Annotated in this window: 25 protein-coding genes; 5 read left to right on the top strand and 20 right to left on the bottom strand. The window is 66.0% G+C overall.

All coding sequences use genetic code 11. The features are described 5' to 3' along the window. Positions 1-242 precede the first annotated feature (242 nt). Together FLL57_RS09060 and FLL57_RS09055 are read right to left on the bottom strand one after the other, a co-directional pair. Positions 243-806 carry a YceD family protein gene (locus FLL57_RS09060; protein WP_142882708.1) on the bottom strand — a complete coding sequence of 188 codons (564 nt, stop codon included), beginning with the start codon at positions 804-806 and terminating at the stop codon, positions 243-245. An 18-nt stretch (positions 807-824) separates the two neighbouring features. Then, complete coding sequence (locus tag FLL57_RS09055; RefSeq protein WP_142882707.1) at positions 825-1,361, bottom strand: ubiquinol-cytochrome C chaperone family protein; 537 nt, start codon at positions 1,359-1,361, stop codon at positions 825-827. A 108-nt stretch (positions 1,362-1,469) separates the two neighbouring features. Between FLL57_RS09055 and FLL57_RS09050 the strand changes: the two genes are divergently transcribed. Further along, positions 1,470-1,955, top strand: coding sequence for an outer membrane protein assembly factor BamE (locus FLL57_RS09050; RefSeq protein WP_013502470.1), 486 nt, complete (start codon positions 1,470-1,472; stop codon positions 1,953-1,955). A 70-nt stretch (positions 1,956-2,025) separates the two neighbouring features. Here FLL57_RS09050 and FLL57_RS09045 read toward each other — a convergent pair whose 3' ends face one another. The 10 genes from FLL57_RS09045 to glyA form a co-directional block, all read right to left on the bottom strand. Continuing rightward, entirely contained in the window at positions 2,026-2,889 is an 864-nt protein-coding gene (locus FLL57_RS09045) for an alpha/beta fold hydrolase (RefSeq protein ID WP_047308273.1), read from the bottom strand. Positions 2,890-2,926: 37 nt separating this feature from the next. Continuing rightward, positions 2,927-3,085, bottom strand: a complete 159-nt coding sequence (locus tag FLL57_RS23310; RefSeq protein WP_011158284.1) for a hypothetical protein — start codon at positions 3,083-3,085, stop codon at positions 2,927-2,929. 160 nt (positions 3,086-3,245) lie between these two features. Next, on the bottom strand, positions 3,246-5,366 hold the full coding sequence (locus FLL57_RS09040; RefSeq protein WP_047308274.1) for a sodium-translocating pyrophosphatase: 2,121 nt from the start codon (positions 5,364-5,366) through the stop codon (positions 3,246-3,248). Positions 5,367-5,596: 230 nt separating this feature from the next. After that, positions 5,597-6,568, bottom strand: coding sequence for a thiamine-phosphate kinase (gene thiL, locus FLL57_RS09035; RefSeq protein ID WP_142882706.1), 972 nt, complete (start codon positions 6,566-6,568; stop codon positions 5,597-5,599). A 218-nt stretch (positions 6,569-6,786) separates the two neighbouring features. Then, positions 6,787-7,308, bottom strand: a complete 522-nt coding sequence (gene nusB, locus FLL57_RS09030) for a transcription antitermination factor NusB (protein WP_142882705.1) — start codon at positions 7,306-7,308, stop codon at positions 6,787-6,789. A gap of 5 nt (positions 7,309-7,313) precedes the next feature. After that, positions 7,314-7,805 (bottom strand): 6,7-dimethyl-8-ribityllumazine synthase, encoded by a 492-nt coding sequence (ribH, locus tag FLL57_RS09025; RefSeq protein ID WP_013502476.1) that lies wholly within the window; start codon positions 7,803-7,805, stop codon positions 7,314-7,316. Positions 7,806-8,020: 215 nt separating this feature from the next. After that, positions 8,021-8,629, bottom strand: a complete 609-nt coding sequence (locus FLL57_RS09020) for a riboflavin synthase (protein WP_142882704.1) — start codon at positions 8,627-8,629, stop codon at positions 8,021-8,023. A 10-nt stretch (positions 8,630-8,639) separates the two neighbouring features. Beyond that, positions 8,640-9,809, bottom strand: coding sequence for a bifunctional diaminohydroxyphosphoribosylaminopyrimidine deaminase/5-amino-6-(5-phosphoribosylamino)uracil reductase RibD (ribD, locus tag FLL57_RS09015; RefSeq protein ID WP_142882703.1), 1,170 nt, complete (start codon positions 9,807-9,809; stop codon positions 8,640-8,642). Next, positions 9,806-10,288: a transcriptional regulator NrdR gene (nrdR, locus tag FLL57_RS09010; RefSeq protein ID WP_013502479.1), complete on the bottom strand. Its 483-nt coding sequence runs from the start codon at positions 10,286-10,288 to the stop codon at positions 9,806-9,808. The genes ribD and nrdR overlap by 4 nt, the downstream gene beginning before the upstream one ends. Positions 10,289-10,433: 145 nt before the next feature. Continuing rightward, a complete protein-coding gene (gene glyA, locus FLL57_RS09005) occupies positions 10,434-11,732 on the bottom strand; it encodes a serine hydroxymethyltransferase (RefSeq protein ID WP_142882702.1) in 1,299 nt (432 codons plus the stop codon). 249 nt (positions 11,733-11,981) lie between these two features. On the opposite strand from glyA, the gene FLL57_RS09000 reads away from it, so the two are divergent. The 3 genes from FLL57_RS09000 (at position 11,982) to FLL57_RS08990 (ending at position 13,164) form a co-directional block, all read left to right on the top strand. Then, entirely contained in the window at positions 11,982-12,236 is a 255-nt protein-coding gene (locus tag FLL57_RS09000) for a type II toxin-antitoxin system VapB family antitoxin (RefSeq protein WP_013502481.1), read from the top strand. Continuing rightward, entirely contained in the window at positions 12,236-12,616 is a 381-nt protein-coding gene (locus tag FLL57_RS08995) for a type II toxin-antitoxin system VapC family toxin (RefSeq protein ID WP_013502482.1), read from the top strand. Before FLL57_RS09000 ends, FLL57_RS08995 begins: the two co-directional genes overlap by 1 nt. Before the next feature lie 182 nt (positions 12,617-12,798). Beyond that, positions 12,799-13,164 (top strand): cupin domain-containing protein, encoded by a 366-nt coding sequence (locus tag FLL57_RS08990; RefSeq protein WP_013502483.1) that lies wholly within the window; start codon positions 12,799-12,801, stop codon positions 13,162-13,164. 185 nt (positions 13,165-13,349) lie between these two features. Here FLL57_RS08990 and FLL57_RS08985 read toward each other — a convergent pair whose 3' ends face one another. Beyond that, positions 13,350-13,556: a hypothetical protein gene (locus FLL57_RS08985; RefSeq protein WP_013502484.1), complete on the bottom strand. Its 207-nt coding sequence runs from the start codon at positions 13,554-13,556 to the stop codon at positions 13,350-13,352. 273 nt (positions 13,557-13,829) lie between these two features. Between FLL57_RS08985 and yghU the strand changes: the two genes are divergently transcribed. Then, positions 13,830-14,708: a glutathione-dependent disulfide-bond oxidoreductase gene (yghU, locus tag FLL57_RS08980; protein WP_013502485.1), complete on the top strand. Its 879-nt coding sequence runs from the start codon at positions 13,830-13,832 to the stop codon at positions 14,706-14,708. Between the two features lie 191 nt (positions 14,709-14,899). On the opposite strand, the gene FLL57_RS08975 is transcribed toward yghU, so the two are convergent. The 7 genes from FLL57_RS08975 to FLL57_RS08945 all read right to left on the bottom strand — a co-directional run bounded on the left by FLL57_RS08975 (position 14,900) and on the right by FLL57_RS08945 (position 19,618). Then, complete coding sequence (locus tag FLL57_RS08975; RefSeq protein WP_047307936.1) at positions 14,900-15,301, bottom strand: group III truncated hemoglobin; 402 nt, start codon at positions 15,299-15,301, stop codon at positions 14,900-14,902. Between the two features lie 81 nt (positions 15,302-15,382). After that, positions 15,383-15,955: a DUF4142 domain-containing protein gene (locus FLL57_RS08970; RefSeq protein ID WP_013502487.1), complete on the bottom strand. Its 573-nt coding sequence runs from the start codon at positions 15,953-15,955 to the stop codon at positions 15,383-15,385. A 15-nt stretch (positions 15,956-15,970) separates the two neighbouring features. Beyond that, entirely contained in the window at positions 15,971-16,186 is a 216-nt protein-coding gene (locus tag FLL57_RS08965; protein WP_013502488.1) for a hypothetical protein, read from the bottom strand. 16 nt (positions 16,187-16,202) lie between these two features. Then, a complete protein-coding gene (locus tag FLL57_RS08960) occupies positions 16,203-16,430 on the bottom strand; it encodes a hypothetical protein (RefSeq protein ID WP_013502489.1) in 228 nt (75 codons plus the stop codon). A gap of 215 nt (positions 16,431-16,645) precedes the next feature. Beyond that, on the bottom strand, positions 16,646-17,164 hold the full coding sequence (gene ldtR / locus FLL57_RS08955) for a transcriptional regulator LdtR (protein ID WP_013502490.1): 519 nt from the start codon (positions 17,162-17,164) through the stop codon (positions 16,646-16,648). A 353-nt stretch (positions 17,165-17,517) separates the two neighbouring features. Further along, on the bottom strand, positions 17,518-19,083 hold the full coding sequence (locus FLL57_RS08950; protein WP_142882701.1) for an AMP-binding protein: 1,566 nt from the start codon (positions 19,081-19,083) through the stop codon (positions 17,518-17,520). A gap of 70 nt (positions 19,084-19,153) precedes the next feature. Then, a complete protein-coding gene (locus tag FLL57_RS08945) occupies positions 19,154-19,618 on the bottom strand; it encodes a DUF6163 family protein (RefSeq protein WP_013502492.1) in 465 nt (154 codons plus the stop codon). Positions 19,619-19,738: the final 120 nt, after the last annotated feature.

The following is a 19,738-nucleotide window of genomic DNA, read 5'->3' as shown; positions in this document are numbered from 1 at the left end:
GTTCCGGAAGCCTGATCGCCTGCGACCTTGAAGCGCTTGGCCGCGGACTCAAAAAAAGCCCCATCGGGGGGCGGTGATAAAGCGTGCAGCGCTGCACACCGATGCGGCCGGACAATAGCCGTTCTCCGCCCCGATACAACATCTTGATCGGGCAGATTTAAGTCGCATTTCGTAGCGTGTCGGCGGGCGTCTTTCGGCAGCGCTCCGGCACGGCCGTGGCGCGCCTGGCAGCCGCCGCGGGGTCAGCGTTTCGGCTTGCGCGGGGCCGCGGTGCCGGTCGGCAGTTGCAGCGCTTTCAGCGCCGCGAACGGGTTCATATCGGGATCGTCGCGGTCGACGACCGGCTCGAACACCGCGTCTGGCTTGCGCGGATAGGGGTCGAGCCCGAGAAACAGCGCGTCGGTCGCGACACGGCCGATATCGATCATGCCGCGCTCGATCGCCTCCGGCGGATCGCCCGGATCGGGCTCGCCGTCGTCATCGACCGAATCGGCCATTTCGCGAATTTGCTCCGGCGGCAGGAAGGTGAGATCGACCGCCTCGTCGACGAGGTTGTCGACCGGATCGAGCGTCACCACGCAGGTCTGGGTGACCTTGGCGCGCACCCGGCCGGTGACCTGAACGCGGCCGTCGGCGAACGGCTTCAGATCAAAAGACGCAGACGCCTCGGCGACGCCGCGCAGGCCGCCGAGCGCGCTGATCGCCTCGCACTGAGGCGCGGTCGCCGCGATGTCGCGATGCAGCCCGGTCTCCGGAATCTGCAGCACCACGACCGGCACGCTCCACGGATTGTCTTCGCTCGCCATCGTCAAGCGTCCTTTGTCTTACGCAGTCGGCTGCGGAAACGGCAATTCGCCGCTGCGCAGCTTGGCCGGCGGCACGGCGTCGAGCGCCGCGATCACCTGCCCGACATAGACCGCCAGCTTCCGTGCATTTTCAATGTCGGCGCCGTCGAGAACGTTCCGGTTCAGCGCCAGCTCGAGGTCTTCGCGGCCTTCGGTGAGCGCCAGATCATACGCCGCCGAGCGGCCGTAGAACGCCTCGCCGAACGCCTGCATCCGCTTCGGCACCGACAGATCGCCGACCCCAAGCTCGCGCAGGTTGGCGTCGAGGTCGCTGCAGAAATAGTCGAACAGCGCCTGGGCGAACGGCGAGGCATCCTGGATGCTGCGAATCCGCCGCAGCACCAGCCACAGATGCACCACCAGCATCTCGAATCGGCCGTTGACCGTGTCGGCGACGCCGAATTCCTGATAAAAGGCCGGCAGGCGCGATTGCGTCACGATCGTGCCATAGATCGCTTCAATGGTGCCGCGCGGCGGCGTCCGGGGCGGACGGAGCAGATTGAACGGCCAGATCATCGCGGGTTCCAGGTCCGGGCCCGTGCGGGCCTTTCGGGATTGCTTTCCGAGTTCCTGCCCGGTACGTCAACGCCCTGCGCGATGCAAGGGGATGAGGCCAACTCCCGGATGAGTATTTCGATCGACCGAAGCGGGCGCGCCGACGCGCCGCGAAGCCTTTTCTCGCTGCCGCGCAGCCTCGGCCTGGCCGTGGCGCTGACTTTGGTCGGCGCCGGCATGGGGGCCTGCACGTCGGAGCAATTCCAGAAAGGCTACATTCTGCCCAACGGTGCGCTGGAGCAGATCCCGATCGGCGCCAGCCAGGATCAGGTGCTGCTGGTGATGGGCACGCCGTCGACCGTCGCGACACTGGACGGCGAGGTGTTCTACTACATCTCCCAACGCACCGAGCGTGCGGTCGCGTTCATGCCGCAGAAGGTGATCGACCAGCGCGTGATCGCGATCTATTTCGACAAGAACCGCCAAGTCCGCCGTATCGCCAATTACGGCCTGCAGGACGGCAAGATCTTCGACTTCATCAGCCGCACCACGCCGACCTCCGGCCAGGAGATGAGCTATCTGGCGCCGCTGTTCCGGCTGATCAGCTTCCGCTGAGGCGGAGGCTTCCAGGTCATGGCCTGATGGGTTGAGCGCAGCGAACCCATCTCAGCAGCGCAGTCCCCGGCTACGCCAGCCCCTTGCCCCGTGCCCACTCGGCGATCGTCGCATTGACCTCGTCGGGTGCGTCCTGCTGCACCCAATGCGACGCCCGCGGCAGCTTGCGCAGGGTGAAATCTTCGACGAACATCTCGTTGCCCTCCGTCAGCTTGATGTCGAGCGCGAGGTCGTTGTTGCCCCAGATCATCAGCGTCGGCACGGTGATCACCGGATTGCTGCCGGCGCCGCCGGCAAGGCCGGAGAAGTTGGCGCGATAGTAGTTCAGCATCGCAGTGGCCGCGCCCGGCTGTAGGATGTTGCGGCGATAAATCTCGAGCTGTTCGGCCGGGATCTTGTGGCTGTGGCTCCTGAACATCTTCACCAGCGGTGCGCCGCCCTTTCGCGTCAGCAGCCATTCCGGCAGCCACGGCAATTGGAAGAAGGCGACGTACCAGGAGCGGCGGCGCTGGGTCCAGCCGCGGCGCAGCTCGCGGGCGAACGCGTCGGGATGCGGCGCGTTGAGAATGACCAGCCCGTCGAGATGCACCTTGCTGTGCAGCGCGACCTGCCAGGCGATCACCCCGCCCCAATCGTGGCCGATCAGGATACGGCGCTTGCCGCCGAGCGCAGCGAACAGTGCCGCGATGTCGTCGGTCAGATGCTCGATCGTGTAAGCGGCCTTGCCGCTCGGCCGAGCCGAGCCGCCATAGCCGCGCAAGTCCGGCGCCGCCACTCGCCAGCCGAGTTCCGCCAGGAAAGGGATCTGCCGGTGCCACGACTGCCGCGCTTCCGGGAAGCCGTGCAGCAGCAGCGCGACGGTGTCGCCCTGCCCCGCGATGTCGACCGCAAAGCGCAGGCCGTTGGCTTCCAGCGTCGCCGTGTCGATCGCCATGCCCCAAGCTCCCAGCCGGACCCGGCCGATCCTACGCCTATGATTTGTCCTTGTTGATCTTCTTGATCTTGGCGTCGGTCGCCTCGATCGAACTCGCCAGCTCGAGAATCGCCTTCGACAGCAATTCGGCGGCCTCCTTCTGGTCCTGCGACTTGGCGGCGCGCAGCGCGTAGTTCTTGGCGGATGACAGCGACATGGCGGCTCCTGTTGTTGTGTCGGCCGCTGCTTGATGTAGCAGACACGCGGCGTTTGTAGATGGGTCGAGCGCAGCGAAATCCATCCTACGACGTTCCCGCAAGCAAAAGCCCCGCGGCTCGCGCCGCGGGGCCTGATGTCGGTCCAACCTCTCCTGCCGCTTAGTGCGCCAGGACCGCCAGCAGCAGCAGGGCGACGATGTTGGTGATCTTGATCATCGGGTTCACGGCCGGACCCGCGGTGTCCTTGTAGGGATCGCCGACGGTGTCGCCGGTCACCGCGGCCTTATGGGCATCGGAGCCCTTGCCGCCGTGGTGGCCGTCCTCGATGTACTTCTTGGCGTTGTCCCAGGCGCCGCCGCCCGAGGTCATCGAGATCGCGACGAACAGGCCGGTGACGATCACGCCGAGCAGCATCGCGCCGACCGCCGAGAATGCCGCCGACTTGCCGGCCACGCCGCCGCCCGCGATCGCGTAGATCGCGAAGTAGACGAAGATCGGCGACAGCACCGGCAGCAGCGACGGGATGATCATTTCCTTGATCGCCGCCTTGGTCAGAAGGTCGACCGCCTTGCCGTAGTCCGGCTTGTCGGTGCCCTTCATGATGCCGGGCTTCTCGCGGAACTGGCGACGCACTTCCTCGACGATCGCACCGGCGGCGCGGCCGACCGCGGTCATGCCCATCGCGCCGAACAGGTACGGCAGCAGACCGCCGAACAGCAGGCCGACCACGACGTACGGGTTGTTCAGCGAGAAGTCCGGAGCGACGCCGACGAAGTACGGCGACTTCTGCGCAATGAAGAACTTGAGGTCTTCATTGTAGGCTGCGAACAGCACCAGCGCGCCGAGACCGGCGGAGCCGATCGCGTAGCCCTTGGTGACCGCCTTGGTGGTGTTGCCGACCGCGTCGAGCGCGTCGGTCGACTTGCGCACTTCCTTCGGCAGGCCGGCCATTTCGGCGATGCCGCCGGCGTTGTCGGTGACCGGGCCGAAGGCGTCGAGCGCGACGATCATGCCGGCCAGCGCCAGCATGGTGGTGGTGGCGATCGCGATGCCGAACAGACCGGCAAGGCTGTAGGTGATCAGGATGCCGGCGATGATCACGATCGCGGGCAGCGCGGTCGCTTCCATCGAGATGGCGAGACCCTGGATCACGTTGGTACCGTGGCCGGTGACCGAGGCCTGGGCGATCGACTTCACCGGGCGGAAGTCGGTGCCGGTGTAGTATTCGGTGATCCAGATGATCAGGCCGGTGACCGCGAGGCCGACGACGCCGCACAGGAACAGCGACATGCCGGTGAAGCTGACGCCCGGCAGCGGGCCGAAGCCGACCAGCCACCAGATTGCGGCGCCGACGCCGACCAGCGACAGCACGCCGGTGGCGATCAGGCCCTTGTACAGGGCACCCATGATCGACTGGGAAGCGCCGAGCTTGACGAAGAAGGTGCCGGCGATCGAGGTCAGGATGCAGATGCCACCGATGGCGAGCGGCAGCGTCATCACGTTCTGGAGCTGCTCCGGCGGAGCGGCGCCGAAGAAGATCGCGGCCAGCACCATGGTGGCGACCGCGGTCACCGCATAGGTCTCGAACAGGTCGGCGGCCATGCCGGCGCAGTCGCCGACGTTGTCGCCGACGTTGTCGGCGATCGTCGCCGGGTTGCGCGGGTCGTCCTCCGGAATACCGGCTTCGACCTTGCCGACGAGGTCGCCGCCGACGTCCGCACCCTTGGTGAAGATGCCGCCGCCGAGACGGGCGAAGATCGAAATCAGCGAGGCGCCGAAGCCGAGCGCGACCAGCGCGTCGATCACGGTGCGGTCACGCGGACCGAGGCCGGCGAACTGGATCAGGTAGATGAAATACAGGGTGACGCCGAGCAGCGCGAGGCCGGCAACCAGAAGGCCGGTGATCGCGCCCGCCTTGAAGGCGAGCTCGAGGCCGCCGGCAAGCGAGGTGGTGGCCGCCTGCGCGGTGCGGACGTTGGCGCGCACCGACACGTTCATGCCGATGAAGCCGGCGGCGCCCGACAGGATCGCACCGACCGCGAAGCCGATCGCCACGAGCACGCCTAGGAAGTAAGCGAGAGCTGCGAAGATCACCACGCCGACGATGGCGATGGTCATGTACTGCCGCTTCAGATAGGCCTGCGCGCCTTCACGCACCGCGCCCGCGATTTCCTGCATCCGCGCGTTGCCCTGGTCGGCAGCGAGCACCGACGAGGTCGCCCAGATGGCGTATACGATCGATAGCGCTCCGCAGAGCACGATCACCCATAGAGCTGTCATACCTGATTGCCTCAGTCCCGAGTTTCACCCCCGTGCCTGCGCTGCGGGAGCGGCGCGGGCGCGCAACAAGATGGCGTGCCCTCTTTTGCGGGGCAGCCTCAAATCGCGGCGGACCTTGCCAAAATCACAGGTGCTCCGCAATCGCTGCGAAGGGACTAAGCTGGGCTTTTCCGCTCACCTTCGGGCAATTCCATCGGCCTTCCTGGCGCCGGAATACCTGGAACTAAGTGTCAGAAGTGACTGAAAGAGAGCGTCTTCAGCGGGATTTCGCGGGCGTTTGCGCCGAGCCAGCGCGGCGGCGCGGTTCCGGCTTCGGCGACGCCGATCACGCTCACCCGGACACCGTCCCGCTGCGCTGCAGCAAGAAACTGATCAAGCTTGGATTGTGCAATGCCGCAAAGCAGTTCGTAATCATCGCCGCCGCTGAGTAATCGCGCCAGCTTCGACTCATCGGTTCCGATGATCGCACGCGCAGCATCCGACAACGGCACTGCGGTGGCGTCGAGAGTCGCGGTGACGCCAGAGGCGGCGCACATCTTGGCGAGATCGCCGGCGAGTCCGTCGGAGACGTCCATCGCCGCCCCGGCATGATCGCGCACGGCCGGCGCCAGCGCCGAGCGCGGCTGCGGTACCCGGTAGCGATCGATCAGGAAGGCACGGCCGGCATCGCCGGCCGCCGTCGCCCGGCCCTGCAGCAGATCGAGCCCGAGCGCGGCGTCGCCGATCGTGCCGGTGACCACAATGGCGTCGCCGGGCCGCAGCGCGTCGCGCAGCACCATCCGGCCCGGGGGCACCCGGCCGAACGCGGTCACGGAAATCATCATCGGCCCCGGGGTCGACACCGTGTCGCCGCCGAGCAGCGGGCAGCGGAACGTCGCGGCATCCTCGCCGAGCGCGGCGGCGAACAGGGCGAGGAAACGCTCATCGGCCTGGCGCAGCGCCAGTGTCAGCAGGAAGCCGGCCGGCTCTGCGCCCTTGGCGGCCAGGTCGGAGAGATTGACCCGCAGCGCCTTGCGGGCGATCGCGGCGGGCGGATCGTCGGGAAGATAGTGGACGCCCTCGACGATCGCGTCGGTGGTCAGCACCAGATCTGCTGCGCTCGCCGCGAGCACGGCGGCGTCGTCGACCAGCCCCCGCGCGCCGGGATCGGTCGCCAGCGGCTTGAAGTAGCGTGCGATCAGATTGTCTTCACCGGAGGGCATCGAAGCAAGAACCTCGCCGTCATTGCACCTACGTTACCCAAGGCACGGCGCGCTCCCTCTCCCGCTTGCGGGAGAGGGCTGGGGTGAGGGTGCCCCGAGCATTGACTCTCGGCCTCGCGGAGGCGCCCCCTCACCCGGATCGCATCTCGCGATGCGATCCGACCTCTCCCCGCACGCGGGGCGAGGTTAGTCCGCCCTCTTATTGCGGCGTCCCGCACTCAGCGCGTAAACTCGTCTTCGCGGAACTGGCGGGCGATCTGGTCGAGCACGGCATTGACCATGCCGGTCTCGTCCTTCTCGACGAAGGCGTGGGCGACGTCGACATATTCGGACACAACCACGCGCGCCGGGATGTCCTTGCGGTGTTCGAGCTCATAGGCCCCTGCCCGCATCACCGCGCGCAGGATCGCGTCGATCCGCGCCAGCGGCCAGCCGCGGGCGAGCAGATCGTCGATCAGCGGATCGATCTGCTTTTGCTCGCGCACCACCCCCGAGACGATGTCGCGGAAGAACGCGGCTTCGGCCGGCAGATACTGCTCGCCCTCGACCTCGTTGCCGATCCAGAAGCTCTCGAACTCGGCGAAGGTCTCGTTGATGCCGGCGCCGCCGATGTCCATCTGGTAAAGTGCCTGCACCGCGGCGAGCCGCGCCGCGCCGCGGCGGTTGGCCTTACGCTCGCCCTTCGGCGTCATCTTTTTAAGATCGGGCTTCTTGAACGCGGGTTTGTTGATCTCGGCCATCGGCATCAAGCCTTCGCCAACCGGCGTTTGATCCGCAGCATCGCCAGCGCGGCGCGCGCGGCGTCGCCGCCCTTGTTGAGGTCGCCCGGCTTCGCCCGCGCCCAGGCCTGCTCGTCGGTGTTGACGGTGATGATGCCGTTGCCGAGCGGAAACTTTCGCGCGACGCTGAGGTCCATCAGCGCACGGGCCGACTCCATCGACACGATCTCGAAATGGATGGTCTCGCCGCGCACCACGCAACCGAGCGCGATCGCCGCGTCGTAGGGCTTGCCGGCGGCCTCGGCGGCATCGATCGCGATCGCGACCGCAGCGGGGATTTCCAGCGCGCCGGGCACGGTGAGCACGTCGTGGGTGGCGCCGGCAGCGTTCAGCTCGGCGACTGCGCCTTCCAGCAGCGCGTCCTGGATGTCGTCATAGAACCGCGCCTCGACGATCAGGACGCGCGCGCCCGAAACGTCGGTCTGGTCTTTCAGGGGTGCGCGCCGCGCGTCTGCCATGTGTCGCTTCTTCTTCGGTCGGTTGTCTGCATCTCGGCCAGTACGGGCCTCATCCTGAGGAGCGGCCCATTGGCCGCGTCTCGAAGGATGAGCGCCGCGAAGCTCATGGTTCGAGACGGCGCTTCGCGCCTCCTCACCATGAGGGCCTGCGGGTTGTAGGCGGAGGCCGGCGCAAAGCCAAGCCCGCGTATGACGTCCTCGTCCGTGTCTGCCGCCTATTTCATCTCGCTGAGCCGCGCCGCATAGCGCGCCATCAGGTCGACCTCGATATTGACCTCGCTGTCGACCTGCCACCCGCCCAAGATGGTCGCCGACAGCGTGTGCGGGATGATCAGCACCGTGAATTTGGTGTCCTCGACCGTGTTCACCGTCAGCGAGGTGCCGTCGAGCGTCACCGAGCCCTTCGGCGCAATGAACCGCGCCAGTTCGCGGCTAGCCTCCAGGGTGAAGCGCGCCATGTCGGGCAGCTCCTCGCGCGCCACCACCTTGGCGATGCCGTCGACATGGCCGGTGACGATGTGGCCGCCGAGCTCGTCGCCGATTCTGAGCGCGCGCTCCAGGTTGAGCCGGGTGCCGGCGGACCAGGCTTTCGCCGTGGTCTTGGCCAGCGTCTCGGCGCCGGCGTCGACTTCGTACCAGGTCCTGCCGCCTTCGGTGCCTGAGCCGACCACTGTCATGCAGATGCCGTTGCTGGCGATCGAGGCGCCGTCGACGATGGTCGACTGGTCATAGGCGCAGCGAATCCGCAGCCGGTGCAACTGCCCCTGCGCGACCGGCCTGACGGTCTCGATCTCGCCGATGTCGGTGACGATGCCGGTAAACATGGAAGACCTTCTAGTTGGGATCATAAATGGTGAGTGTGTCGGAGCCGACGCGCTCGCTGCTGCGAACGCGCCAATGCGGTGAATCGGTGATCGCGGCGAGCGGCAGCCCCGCCAGCGCGTCGACCCCGTCGGGCCCGATCATCGTCTCGCTGCGCCACAGCCGGATTTCGTCGGCGCGCCGCTGCGTGACGAACGCCGCGGCGACGCGGGCGCCGCCTTCGACCAGCAGCCGGGTGACGCCCTTGTCCGACAGCGCGTGCAGCACCGCCGGCAGATCAAGCCCCGGCGCCGAGGCGCAATCGGCCACATGGACCACCTCGGCGCCGGCCGCGCCGAGCCGAGCGGCGGTCGCGGCTTCCGCGATCTCCGAGGCCATCAGCCACAGCGGCGTGGTCCGCGCTGAATGCACCAGCTTGCTGGCCGACGGAATCCGCAAGGATCGGTCGAGCACGACACGGATCGGCGACTGCGCCGCCATCCCGGGCAGCCGGCAGGTCAGCTCCGAATCGTCGGCCAGCACCGTGCCGATGCCGACCAGCACCGCATCCGACCGGGCGCGCAGGAGATGCGTCCGGGCGTTCGCCGCCTCGCCGGTGATCGCGACCTGCTTGTGGCCGGCAGCGGCGATCTTGCCGTCGGCCGAAACCGCCAGCTTCAGCGTCACATGCGGACGGCGGGCGCTGATCCGGCAAAGGTGGCCGGCATGGTCGTGGGTCGCCTCATCGGCGCAGACGCCGATCTCGACCGTGATTCCGGCGGCGCGCAGCTTCGCGTGGCCCTGGCCCGCGACCAGCGGATTGGGGTCTTCGATCGCCGACACCACCCGAGCAATGCCGGCGGCAACGATCGCATCGGCGCAGGGCGGCGAGCGGCCGTGATGCGAGCAGGGTTCCAGCGTGACATAAAGCGTCGCACCGCGCGCCGCCTCGCCGGCGCGGCGCAGAGCCTCAACCTCGGCATGGGGGCGGCCGCCGTCCTGGGTCCAGCCGCGGCCGAAAATGACGCCGTCCTTGACCAGCACCGCGCCGACGGCCGGATTGGTCGCGGTGCGCCCCTGCCCGCGCCGACCCAGCGCCAGCGCCAATTGCATGAAACGCTGGTCGGCGGAACCTGCGGCTTTGGCCGCCTTCTCGGCGGCGAGCTTGTGGCCGATCTGCTCCTCCAGGATGCGGAAGATCATTTGCGGACCAGCGCCGCCCTCGCCTCGTCTTCGTGGGAGAGTTCACCGAGCACGGCCTCGAAATCCTTGGCCTCGCGGAAATTGCGGTACACCGAGGCGAACCGGACATAGGCGACGTCGTCGAGCTTGCGCAGATGCTCCATCACGCTTTCGCCGATGATCTCCGACGAGATCTCGGCCTCGCCGCCGCTCTCCAGCTCGCGCACGATCGCCGATACCATCTGCTCCACCCGCTCCGGATCCACCGGCCGCTTGCGCAAACTGATCTGCACCGAGCGCACCAGCTTGTCGCGGTCGAACGGCACCCGGCGGCCGTTGCGCTTGATCACGATCAGCTCGCGAAGCTGCACCCGCTCGAAGGTGGTGAATCGGAAGTTGCAGGCGATGCACACCCGCCGCCGTCGGATCACCGAGGAATCCTCGGTCGGGCGGCTATCCTTCACCTGGGTATCGAGGCTGTTGCAGTTCGGGCAGCGCATCGCGACGCGTCCTCAGTGACCTCGAGGGGATGGGTCCCTCACCTTTCGTCATGGCCGGGCTCGTCCCGGCCATCCACGTCTTCGTACCGGTGCCACGCCGTCAAGACGTGGATGGCCGGCACAAGGCCGGCCATCACGGGGCTGTTTACTGATAAATCGGAAACCGATCCGTCAATTCCTTCACCCGCTGCTTCACCGAGGCTTCCACCAGCGGCGCGGCGCCATCGGACGACTGCGCAATCGCGTTCAGCACCTCGGCGATCAAGTGACCAACCTGCTGGAACTCGGCGACGCCGAATCCGCGAGTGGTCGCCGCCGGGGTGCCGAGGCGCAGACCGGAGGTCACGAACGGCTTCTCGGGGTCGAACGGGATGCCGTTCTTGTTGCAGGTGATGGCGGCGCGGACCAGCGCCTTCTCCGAGACGTTGCCCTTCAGCCCCTTCGGCCGCAGGTCGACCAGCATCAGATGGTTATCGGTGCCGCCGGAGACCAGATCGAAGCCGGCCCCACGCAGCGTTTCCGCAAGCGCCTTGGCGTTTTCGACCACGTTCTTCGCGTAGACCTTGAAGTCGGGCTGCAGCGCTTCCTTGAACGCCACCGCCTTGGCGGCGATCACGTGCATCAGCGGGCCGCCCTGCAGGCCGGGGAAGATCGCCGAGTTGAACTTCTTGGCCAGCGCCTCGTCATTGGTGAGGATCAGGCCGCCGCGCGGGCCGCGCAGCGACTTGTGGGTGGTGGTGGTGACGACATGGGCGTGCGGCACCGGCGAGGCATGGACGCCGCCTGCCACGAGGCCGGCGAAGTGCGCCATGTCGACCATGAAGTACGCCCCGACACTGTCGGCGATCTCGCGGAAGCGCTTGAAGTCCCAGGCGCGCGGATAGGCCGAGCCGCCGGCGATGATCAGCTTCGGCTTGGCTTCCTCGGCGAGCTTGGCGACCGCATCCATGTCGATCATCTGGTCTTCACGGCGCACCGTGTAGTGCACCGGCTTGAACCACTTGCCGCTCATGTTGACCGGGGCGCCGTGGGTGAGATGGCCGCCAGCGGCGAGATCGAGGCCCATGAAGGTATCGCCGGGCTGCAGCAGCGCCAGGAACACCGCCTGGTTCATCTGGCTGCCGGAGTTCGGCTGGACGTTGGCGAAATTGGCGCCGAACAGCTTCTTGGCGCGATCGATCGCGAGGTTTTCGGCGACGTCGACGAATTCGCAGCCGCCGTAGTAGCGGTTGCCCGGATAGCCTTCGGCGTATTTGTTGGTCATCACCGAGCCCTGCGCTTCCAGCACCGCGCGGCTGACGATGTTCTCGGAGGCGATCAGCTCGACCTCGTGGCGCTGGCGGCCGAGTTCGCCGCGGATCGCAGCGGCGATCTCGGGATCGGCCTGCTCGAGCGAGGCGGAAAAGAAGCTGTCGGGCGCGGAGGCGGGGTTGGCTGTGCTCATGGGAAAGTCTCCACCGTCGCAGCCGGTTCATCGGATGCGAGCGGTTACGGGATAGCGGTTCGGAAGCGGCGGCTGGGCCATAGCACATCCGCCCCCGCCGGCCAAGGACGCCGCCACATTTGCGGCCATGCGCCTCAGTCAGACCCAGATATGGTGGATGCGACGGAGTTGCAGGAGAAAACGAAGACACTTCCCCTTTGGGATGTGTGAAGGTAGAAAATGCCCAGCTAGGTACCAAGGGAACCAACCATGGCGTTGAGCATCAAGGACCCTGAGACCGAGCGGCTGGCGCGCCATCTCGCGCAAGCGACCGGCGAAACCATCACCCAGGCGACCAGGCGCGCGCTGGAAGAGCGGCTACGCCGGGTCGGCGGACAATCCCGCCGCGCCGAGCTGCTGGAGGACATGGCGGCGATCCGCCAGCGCTGGCGCGCGATGCCGGTCCGCGACGACCGGACCGCGGACGAGATCGTCGGCTACGACGAGCACGGCTTGCCGCGCTGATGGTGATCGACACCTCCGTTATCGTGGCGATCGCGCTCGACGAGCCCGATGCCGCGGCGCTCGAGGCGCGGATCGCCGACGATCCGGTCCGCCTGATCTCCGCCGCCACCGTGCTCGAAGCGACGATCGTACTGGAGACGAAACTCGGCGATGCCGGCGGACGCGAGTTCGACCTCTGGCTGCTCAAGATCGGCGCCGAGATCGTCCCGGTCGACGCCGAGCAGATGGAGGCCGCGCGCCGCGCCTGGCGCCGCACCGGCAAAGGCCGCCACGCCGCCGACCTGAACTACGGCGACTGCTTCGCCCACGCCCTCGCGATCACGCGCGGCGAGCCGCTGCTTTACAAGGGCGAGGATTTTGCGAAGATGGAGATCGGTTAGCTCGCCTCGGACGGATACGCACCGCGAGGCGCAGCGATTGTCAGCACCAAGCAAGGCACAAGCGCTCCCCCTCCCCCTTGCGGGGAGCCTGCTTTGTTATGTTGCAGCAAGCCGACGCGCTGATCGCAGCCTGCGAGATGCTGCTACCCGCCATCAATGCCTCAGTAACAAGGAGTCGCCGAATGATTCAGCAAGGCACGATCGCCAAGAAATTCTCGGCATTCACGGAACATTGGCGCCCGAAGATCATCGCCAGCCTCAACGGCCAGGAGCTGAAAATCGTCAAGGTCCATGGCATATTTCCATGGCACCTGCACGAGGATTGCGAGGAGATGTTCCTGGTTTGGAAGGGCCGCTTCCGCGTCGAGTTTCGCGACCACGTCGTCGAGATGGGCTCCGGCGACTACATCGTCGTCCCGCGCGGCATCGAGCACCGCACCGCCGCCGATGAAGAAGCTGAAGTGATGATCTTCGAACCCGCCGAAGTCCGCAACACCGGCAACGTCCTCGACGACACTTTCACGGCGCCGCAGGGGGTAAGAGTTTGAGGTGATAATCAAGTGTTGGTGACGAGAAGCGTTCTGATACATCAGCGCGTCTGAATTGCCGAGACCCTGCACTCTTGCAAGTCGATTTGGACAAATGCATCATGAGTGAGCCTTGCGAGTTCGTTGGCTGGGCGCCGATTGCCTCGTCGCACTTCGCTGCCCTCCATCCGGCTACCGAGCTGCGCTCAAAGCGTCTCCTGTTTCGCCCCGCATTCCTTGCAGGTATAGGCCACGCGGCTAACGCCCTTCGGCGCCTTGACCTTGTTGGGGGCGCCGCATTTTCCGCAGGTGGTGTTGATCACGGTGTCGCCCTGCTTGACCGTGACGTTGCGGGTTGCCATCGCCTCGCGCATCAGCCGTTCGGCCTCTTCGCGCATCGCCTTCTTGTCCATGTCGTCCATCGTCCGTTGTGTCGTCGCCCCGCGTTGTAGCGCAGCGCGATGACGGCGGCCGCATCAAATCCGCCGCGCCGTGCGAAAATCGGTGGGCAGTGGGTCTCTGACCTCGCCCTGGCCTCAGCGCTCGTCCGCCGCCGCCCTGCGAGCATCGCAGCCGCTTGCCGGGCATGACCAAGCTGCGGCGATGCCCCTTGCAATGCGCGCGCGGCTCGCCAATCTCTGCTGTCCCGCTCAATCACAATCCGAACCTCAATCCGGAGCGCATTAATGACCGACGCCCCCTACACGCCGCCCCCCGTCTGGACCTGGGACAAGGAGAACGGCGGCAAATTCGCGTCGATCAACCGTCCGATCGCCGGTCCGACCCATGACAAGGAGCTGCCGGTCGGCAAACACCCGCTGCAGCTCTATTCGCTGGCGACGCCGAACGGCCAGAAGGTCACGATCCTGCTCGAGGAGCTGCTGGCGCGCGGCCACAGCGGCGCCGAATACGACGCCTGGCTGATCAAGATCGGCGACGGCGACCAGTTCTCGTCCGGCTTCGTCGCGGTCAATCCGAATTCGAAGATCCCGGCGCTGCTCGACCGCTCGGTGAACCCGCCGCAGCGCGTGTTCGAATCCGGCTCGATCCTGCTGTACCTCGCCGAAAAGTTCGGCGAGTTCATCCCCAAGGACCCGGCCGGCCGCACCGAATGCCTGAACTGGCTGTTCTGGCAGATGGGCTCGGCGCCGTATCTCGGCGGCGGCTTCGGGCACTTCTATGCGTACGCGCCGGAGAAGTGGGAATACCCGATCAACCGCTTCGCGATGGAGGTGAAGCGGCAGATGGACGTGCTCGATCGCCGGCTGGCCGAGACCGAGTATCTGGCCGGCACCGAGTACTCGATCGCCGACATCGCGGTGTGGCCGTGGTACGGCGGACTCGCCAACGGCGTGCTGTACGGCGACAGCGCCACCTTCCTGGATGTCGCCAGCTACAAGAACGTGCAGCGCTGGACCAAACAGATCGGCGCTCGCCCGGCGGTGAAGCGCGGCCGAATCGTCAACCGCATCAGCGGCGACCTATCCACCCAGCTCCACGAACGCCACGACGCCGGCGATTTCGAGACGAAGACGCAGGACAAGCTCGAGGCCGCGAAGTCGTAAGGGAGATCACAAAACGGACCGCGTGAGCGCCCTCTCCCTCCCATCATTCCGGGGCGCGCGTAGCGCGAACCCGGAATCCCGAGATTGGTCAGGCGAGCGTTTCCACAAGCTCCAGATTCCGGGTTCGCGAACTGCGTTCGCGCCCCGGAATGACGGGAGGTAGATCTCGCTCTCGAATGACCGGTCTCCAACTACACGCTGTGCCGCGGGTGCGCGACCCTGCCCTGGGTGGTGGCGATGCCCATTTCGAAACTGTCGGCGATGCGGCGGGCGCGGATGATGAACTCGGCTGCCACCTCCGGAGTGAACAGCTCGGTCGCGGTCGCTTCGAACAGTTTCAGCCAGCGGTCGAAATGTTCGGGCGCGAGATTGAGCATCAGATGCGGCCGCATCGGCCGGCCGCCGTACCGCCCGGTCTTCAGCAGCATCGACGACCAGAAATCGGCGATCTGGGCGATGTGGTGATCCCAATCCTGCACCGCGGAGGCGAAGATCGGCCCGATCACCTCGTCCTGCCGGGCGCGGCCGTAGAACGTGCGCACCAGATGCGCGATCTGCTCGTCGGTGAGGATGTCGGAATTGGCGATGCTCATCGGCCCGATGTAAGGCTCCACGCGGCGGCACTCAAGGCATGGATCGAACCACAGGCTCCGACATCGGCTGTCCACGTGGGCTCAACCCGCGGTCCGCGCTCGCCCCTCGAGCATGTCCAGATCGCGTTCCAGCACCGGCAACTGCTCGATCGCGAAGCGGCGGATCTGGTCGTTATCGGGATGCAGCAGAAAGCGCCGAAGCAGCGCCACGACACGGCGGAACTCCTGCACCTGCTTGCCGTGGAACTCGGTCATGAACCGGCTCCCCACCGCGCCGCGCAAGCCGGCGATCTGATTGGCCAACACGGCGTTCGGCCGGGTCGGGAAATCGATCGACAGCAGCGCGAAGGTGTTGAGACGGAACACGTCCTGGTCGCGCTCGCGTGCCAGCCGCGCCTGCCCGAAAGCGAACTGCCGCAGCGCGTCGTCGCCCCGCGAATCCGCCAGCCCGGCCGCTTCCACTTGAAACATGTTGAACTGGTGAAGATAGCGCAGGACGTCGGCGGCGTTCGGCGGCCAGCCGAGCACCGCCTTGACGCCGACGGCTTCGAGCAGGGAATGCTTGCGCGGACTCTCCGCCCCGGCGATCGCCCCGGCGAAAATCACGATGGCCGGCAAGACTGCGACCAGCCCTGCCAACAGCCGCATCAGCATTCGATCTCCGGCGCGCTACATTCCCGTGTAGCCAGCTTTCAACGGATCGTTGCTGCCGTCAAGCTCGCGCAGATAGACCAGACCGCACACGGTCAGCCGGTTGTCGTCGGTCTCGCCGGCCTCGACCAGCGTGCGGATGTAAGTCTCGACCTTGGCCTTCGAATTTTCGGCCGCTTCCTTGCTGGTCAACAGGCCGTATGTCTGAATCACGCGATCGATGGCGCGTTGCATGTCGTCTCCCTGGTTCTCAAGCGGCGATCTTGGCGGATTCGAAATTCGAGATCGCCTTGTTGGCGAGCCGGATCGGATGGGTCTCGCCGCGCTGGAACAGCCGAACGATCAGCTCGAGCAGCGGATCATGAGTCGAGGTACCGTCCGGAATCGCGCCGGTGCGCCGCAGGTAGTTCGCCGCGATGTCGTAGGATTTTCCGATCGTATCCACATTCATCACCCGGAGCCCTCGTTCGATCAGCATCGCCCTCTCCAACGGACTGCGCAGTGACAAGTCTTTCCGGCCATGATGGTTCCCGCAGGTTCCGGAGAAATTCGGCGGCGCACAAAACAAATCGGCCTCCCGTTGCGGGGAGGCCGAGGACGACAGGTCTGGAGACTGACAGCGCGCGGGCCTGCTCGTTTGCGAGCAGCGGCTCGGCGGATCGCCGGCCGGCGTTGGCGCGTATTGGAGGAGCCTTACAGCCGATACAGGATCTGGTCGGTCCAGAACCGCTCGAGGCGGTGCAGCGACTTGTTCAGCGTGGCGAACTCCTCGCTGGAGATGCCGCCGACCTGCTCCACCGTCTTGACGTGCTTCTGATACAGCGCCTCGACGATGTGGCGGACTTCCTGGCCCTGCGGGGTCAGGCGGATCCGCACCGAGCGGCGATCGACGCGCGACCGCTGATGATCGAGGAACCCGAGCTCGACCAGCTTCTTCAGATTGTAGGAGACATTGGAGCCGAGGTAGTAACCGCGCGTGCGCAGTTCGCCCGCGGTCAGCTCCTTGTCGCCGATGTTGTAGAGCAGCAGCGCCTGAACCGAATTGATATCAGCGCGACCGCGACGATCGAACTCGTCCTTGATGACGTCGAGCAACCGGCGGTGCAGCCGCTCCACCAAGGTGAGCGCCTCGAGATAGAGCGGCTGGACCGGCGTGTTGGCTGCTACTGCGGGTGCGGAGGTCTCCGCCGCCGTGGCGACTGCTTTGATCATGACACTTCCCCTGTCGTCTTTTTTGATCGACTTATTCGACGAAACTTCTGTCTCGTCTGATAGGTCCACCTTAAGGGGCCGCTTTGAACATCAGCTTAAATAAGACGATAAAGAGATCATGAATTTAAGACAGTGAACCGTGCATTAAGCCTGCAAATCAAGGGCTTTTTGCAACGTTTGATTCACGGATCGACGCCGATTCAAGGGTTTTCCGGATGCCCTTGTCGCATTTGAAGACAGCTTCGTTCGAATTTGAAAGATCTGCGTAACGGATCGGCCGCGCGGTGCGCGATCCGGTTAAGGTCTTCACAACCCTATCCGGACCGCGTTTCGATAAAATGCCGGGAGCTCGTTTACGCGACGCCGCGGTTGCGGCCTTCCCAATATGGGGCACGCAGCACCTTGCGATCGATCTTGCCGAGGCCGGTGACGGGAATCGCGTCGACGAAGTCGATCGTCTTCGGCGACCACGGCGCGCCGCGCTTCTCCTTCACATGCGCCTGCAGTTCGGCCGCGTCGTTGTTGGCACCGGGCTTCAGAACCACGAACGCTTTCACCGCCTCGCCCCATTTGTCGTCGGGCACGCCGATCACCGCAGCAGACGCGACCGCATGGTGCGCCATCAACGCATCCTCGACCTCGCGCGGATAGATGTTGAAGCCGCCGGAGATGATCATGTCCTTGGTGCGGTCGACGATATAGAGATAGCCGTCGGCGTCCTTCACGGCGACGTCGCCGGTGTGCAGCCAGCCGCCGCGGAACGCTTCCGCCGTCGCTTCGGGCCGCTTCCAATAGCCGTCCATCACCAGCGTGCCGCGCACGCAGATTTCGCCGGGCTCGCCGGGGCCGACTTCGCGCATCTCGGAATCGAACAGCTTGACGTCGAGTAGCGGGCTCGGCCGTCCGCAACTGCCGAGCCGGCCGGGCTTGGAATCGTCGTGGTCGATCTTGCGCATCGTGGTGATGCATTGCGGCGCTTCGGTCTGGCCGTAAAGCTGCACGAACACGTTGCCGAAGATCTCGATGCCTTCGCGCAGACGATCCGGCGACATCGGGGCGGCGCCGTACACGATCATGTCGAGCGACGACAGATCGTGACGCGCCCTCACCTGCGGCGCGTCGATCAGCGCGTAGATCAGCGTCGGCACCAGAAACACCGCGGTGATCTTGTCCTCGGCGATGACGCGGCAATAGGATTCGACCTCGAAGCCCTGCACCAGCCGGGTGAAGCCGCCGCGCATCATCACCGGATACACGGTGACGCCGGCGGCGTGGCTGATCGGGGTGGCGGCGAGATAGCGGATCTCGGCCGGCCAGTCCCAATCCGAATACAGGATCACCGCCATCGTGGTCAGCGCGCGATGCGGGATCATCACGCCCTTGGAGCGGCCGGTGGTGCCGCCGGTGTAGGCCAGCCAGGCGATGTCGGAGGTCGCACTGTCGTCGACCAGCGGCGCAGGCTGAACCGCCGCGAAACCATCGAGCAGATCGCGGGCGCCGTTGACGGCGCCGAACGACAACAGATGCTTGAGGCCCGGCACGCGAGCGCGGATCGCCTCGCCGCGCGCGGCGAACTTGCCGCCTTCGACGATCAGCGCGTCGATCTCGGCGTCGTCGATGATGAAGGCGTGGTCGTCTTCGGCCGCCATCGGATGCAGCGGCGTGTAGCGCATCCCCATCACGGTCGCGGCGCAGATCGCAGCCCAGGATTCGGCGCGATTCGAGGACAGAATCGACAGCGCACTGCCTTTGGCGAGGCCGCAGTCGCGAAACAGCGTGATGAAGCGGCCGATCGCCTCGCCGAGTTCGCGGTAGCTCCAGCGAATGCTGCCGTCGGCGATCGCCGGACGGTCGCCGTGGCGCGCGATCGCATTGACGATCAGGCCACCGCCGGTGCCGCCGGAATGAAGCTGGTCCATGGTTTTCCCCCTTGTGATGGTTGTTGTTGTCGCGCCCGCCTGCGTGCTGCGGCGGCGCTAGCGGACCGCGCTATGGCGGCCGTTCGCGGGCCGCCATCCAGGCAAGCGCCAGATAGGCGGCGAGCAGCACTGCTTCCCCGAGCACGACCAGCAGACTGCCGCCGTAGATCGCCGGGAACATCAATTCGATCACCGCCATCGACACCACGGTGGTGAGCCACACCACGGCGCCCCAGGGGGTCGCCAGCCACAGCCCGACGGCGGCGACCAGCTCGATCACGGCGAAATAGACCGTGGCGGTCTGCCAGGCCATGGTCTGGACCTCGAAGGCGTCGTCCTCGCCGCCGACGAAGCCGGTGATCTGCGCCCAGTGGTAAAGTCCCTTGACGACCGACAGCACCGCCATCACCCGCAGGAACAGCACCAGCCGCCGCGTCCAGTCGTTGTCGTGGTTGTCGGGCCGCTCCGGCGAAATCGCCGCGACCGAGATCGCCTGGTCGCGCGGCAGCGGTTCGCGGGGTTGGATGTCGGACATCAAGGCTCGGCTGTTGCTCGGCGGATCGGGTTCGACGGAGTCTTGGCCCGCCGGGGCAGCAAAATCAATCGGCTGTGATGGCGGTGGAACCTTCTGATTGCGCCAAATCAACAGCGCCGT

The organism is Rhodopseudomonas palustris (genome assembly GCF_007005445.1).
Classification (GTDB): Bacteria; Pseudomonadota; Alphaproteobacteria; order Rhizobiales; family Xanthobacteraceae; genus Rhodopseudomonas; species Rhodopseudomonas palustris_G.
This window is presented reverse-complemented; position numbering and strand designations above follow the sequence as displayed.

Excerpts from the sequence above, each read along its gene's own strand:
- FLL57_RS09020 (WP_142882704.1), bottom strand. The coding sequence starts at position 8,629 with ATGTTTACCGGCATCGTCACCGACATCGGCGAGATCGAGACCGTCAGG.
- nrdR (WP_013502479.1), bottom strand. The coding sequence starts at position 10,288 with ATGCGCTGCCCGAACTGCAACAGCCTCGATACCCAGGTGAAGGATAGC.
- FLL57_RS09050 (WP_013502470.1), top strand. The coding sequence starts at position 1,470 with ATGAGTATTTCGATCGACCGAAGCGGGCGCGCCGACGCGCCGCGAAGC.
- FLL57_RS08975 (WP_047307936.1), bottom strand. The coding sequence starts at position 15,301 with ATGAGCATCGCCAATTCCGACATCCTCACCGACGAGCAGATCGCGCAT.
- FLL57_RS08960 (WP_013502489.1), bottom strand. The coding sequence starts at position 16,430 with ATGCTGATCGAACGAGGGCTCCGGGTGATGAATGTGGATACGATCGGA.
- glyA (WP_142882702.1), bottom strand. The coding sequence starts at position 11,732 with ATGAGCACAGCCAACCCCGCCTCCGCGCCCGACAGCTTCTTTTCCGCC.
- ldtR (WP_013502490.1), bottom strand. The coding sequence starts at position 17,164 with ATGATCAAAGCAGTCGCCACGGCGGCGGAGACCTCCGCACCCGCAGTA.
- yghU (WP_013502485.1), top strand. The coding sequence starts at position 13,830 with ATGACCGACGCCCCCTACACGCCGCCCCCCGTCTGGACCTGGGACAAG.
- thiL (WP_142882706.1), bottom strand. The coding sequence starts at position 6,568 with ATGCCCTCCGGTGAAGACAATCTGATCGCACGCTACTTCAAGCCGCTG.
- ribD (WP_142882703.1), bottom strand. The coding sequence starts at position 9,809 with ATGATCTTCCGCATCCTGGAGGAGCAGATCGGCCACAAGCTCGCCGCC.
- FLL57_RS08995 (WP_013502482.1), top strand. The coding sequence starts at position 12,236 with ATGGTGATCGACACCTCCGTTATCGTGGCGATCGCGCTCGACGAGCCC.
- FLL57_RS08970 (WP_013502487.1), bottom strand. The coding sequence starts at position 15,955 with ATGCTGATGCGGCTGTTGGCAGGGCTGGTCGCAGTCTTGCCGGCCATC.
- FLL57_RS08990 (WP_013502483.1), top strand. The coding sequence starts at position 12,799 with ATGATTCAGCAAGGCACGATCGCCAAGAAATTCTCGGCATTCACGGAA.
- FLL57_RS09000 (WP_013502481.1), top strand. The coding sequence starts at position 11,982 with ATGGCGTTGAGCATCAAGGACCCTGAGACCGAGCGGCTGGCGCGCCAT.
- FLL57_RS23310 (WP_011158284.1), bottom strand. The coding sequence starts at position 3,085 with ATGTCGCTGTCATCCGCCAAGAACTACGCGCTGCGCGCCGCCAAGTCG.
- FLL57_RS08945 (WP_013502492.1), bottom strand. The coding sequence starts at position 19,618 with ATGTCCGACATCCAACCCCGCGAACCGCTGCCGCGCGACCAGGCGATC.
- FLL57_RS08965 (WP_013502488.1), bottom strand. The coding sequence starts at position 16,186 with ATGCAACGCGCCATCGATCGCGTGATTCAGACATACGGCCTGTTGACC.
- FLL57_RS09060 (WP_142882708.1), bottom strand. The coding sequence starts at position 806 with ATGGCGAGCGAAGACAATCCGTGGAGCGTGCCGGTCGTGGTGCTGCAG.
- ribH (WP_013502476.1), bottom strand. The coding sequence starts at position 7,805 with ATGGCAGACGCGCGGCGCGCACCCCTGAAAGACCAGACCGACGTTTCG.
- nusB (WP_142882705.1), bottom strand. The coding sequence starts at position 7,308 with ATGGCCGAGATCAACAAACCCGCGTTCAAGAAGCCCGATCTTAAAAAG.
- FLL57_RS08985 (WP_013502484.1), bottom strand. The coding sequence starts at position 13,556 with ATGGACAAGAAGGCGATGCGCGAAGAGGCCGAACGGCTGATGCGCGAG.
- FLL57_RS09055 (WP_142882707.1), bottom strand. The coding sequence starts at position 1,361 with ATGATCTGGCCGTTCAATCTGCTCCGTCCGCCCCGGACGCCGCCGCGC.
- FLL57_RS09045 (WP_047308273.1), bottom strand. The coding sequence starts at position 2,889 with ATGGCGATCGACACGGCGACGCTGGAAGCCAACGGCCTGCGCTTTGCG.
- FLL57_RS09040 (WP_047308274.1), bottom strand. The coding sequence starts at position 5,366 with ATGACAGCTCTATGGGTGATCGTGCTCTGCGGAGCGCTATCGATCGTA.
- FLL57_RS08950 (WP_142882701.1), bottom strand. The coding sequence starts at position 19,083 with ATGGACCAGCTTCATTCCGGCGGCACCGGCGGTGGCCTGATCGTCAAT.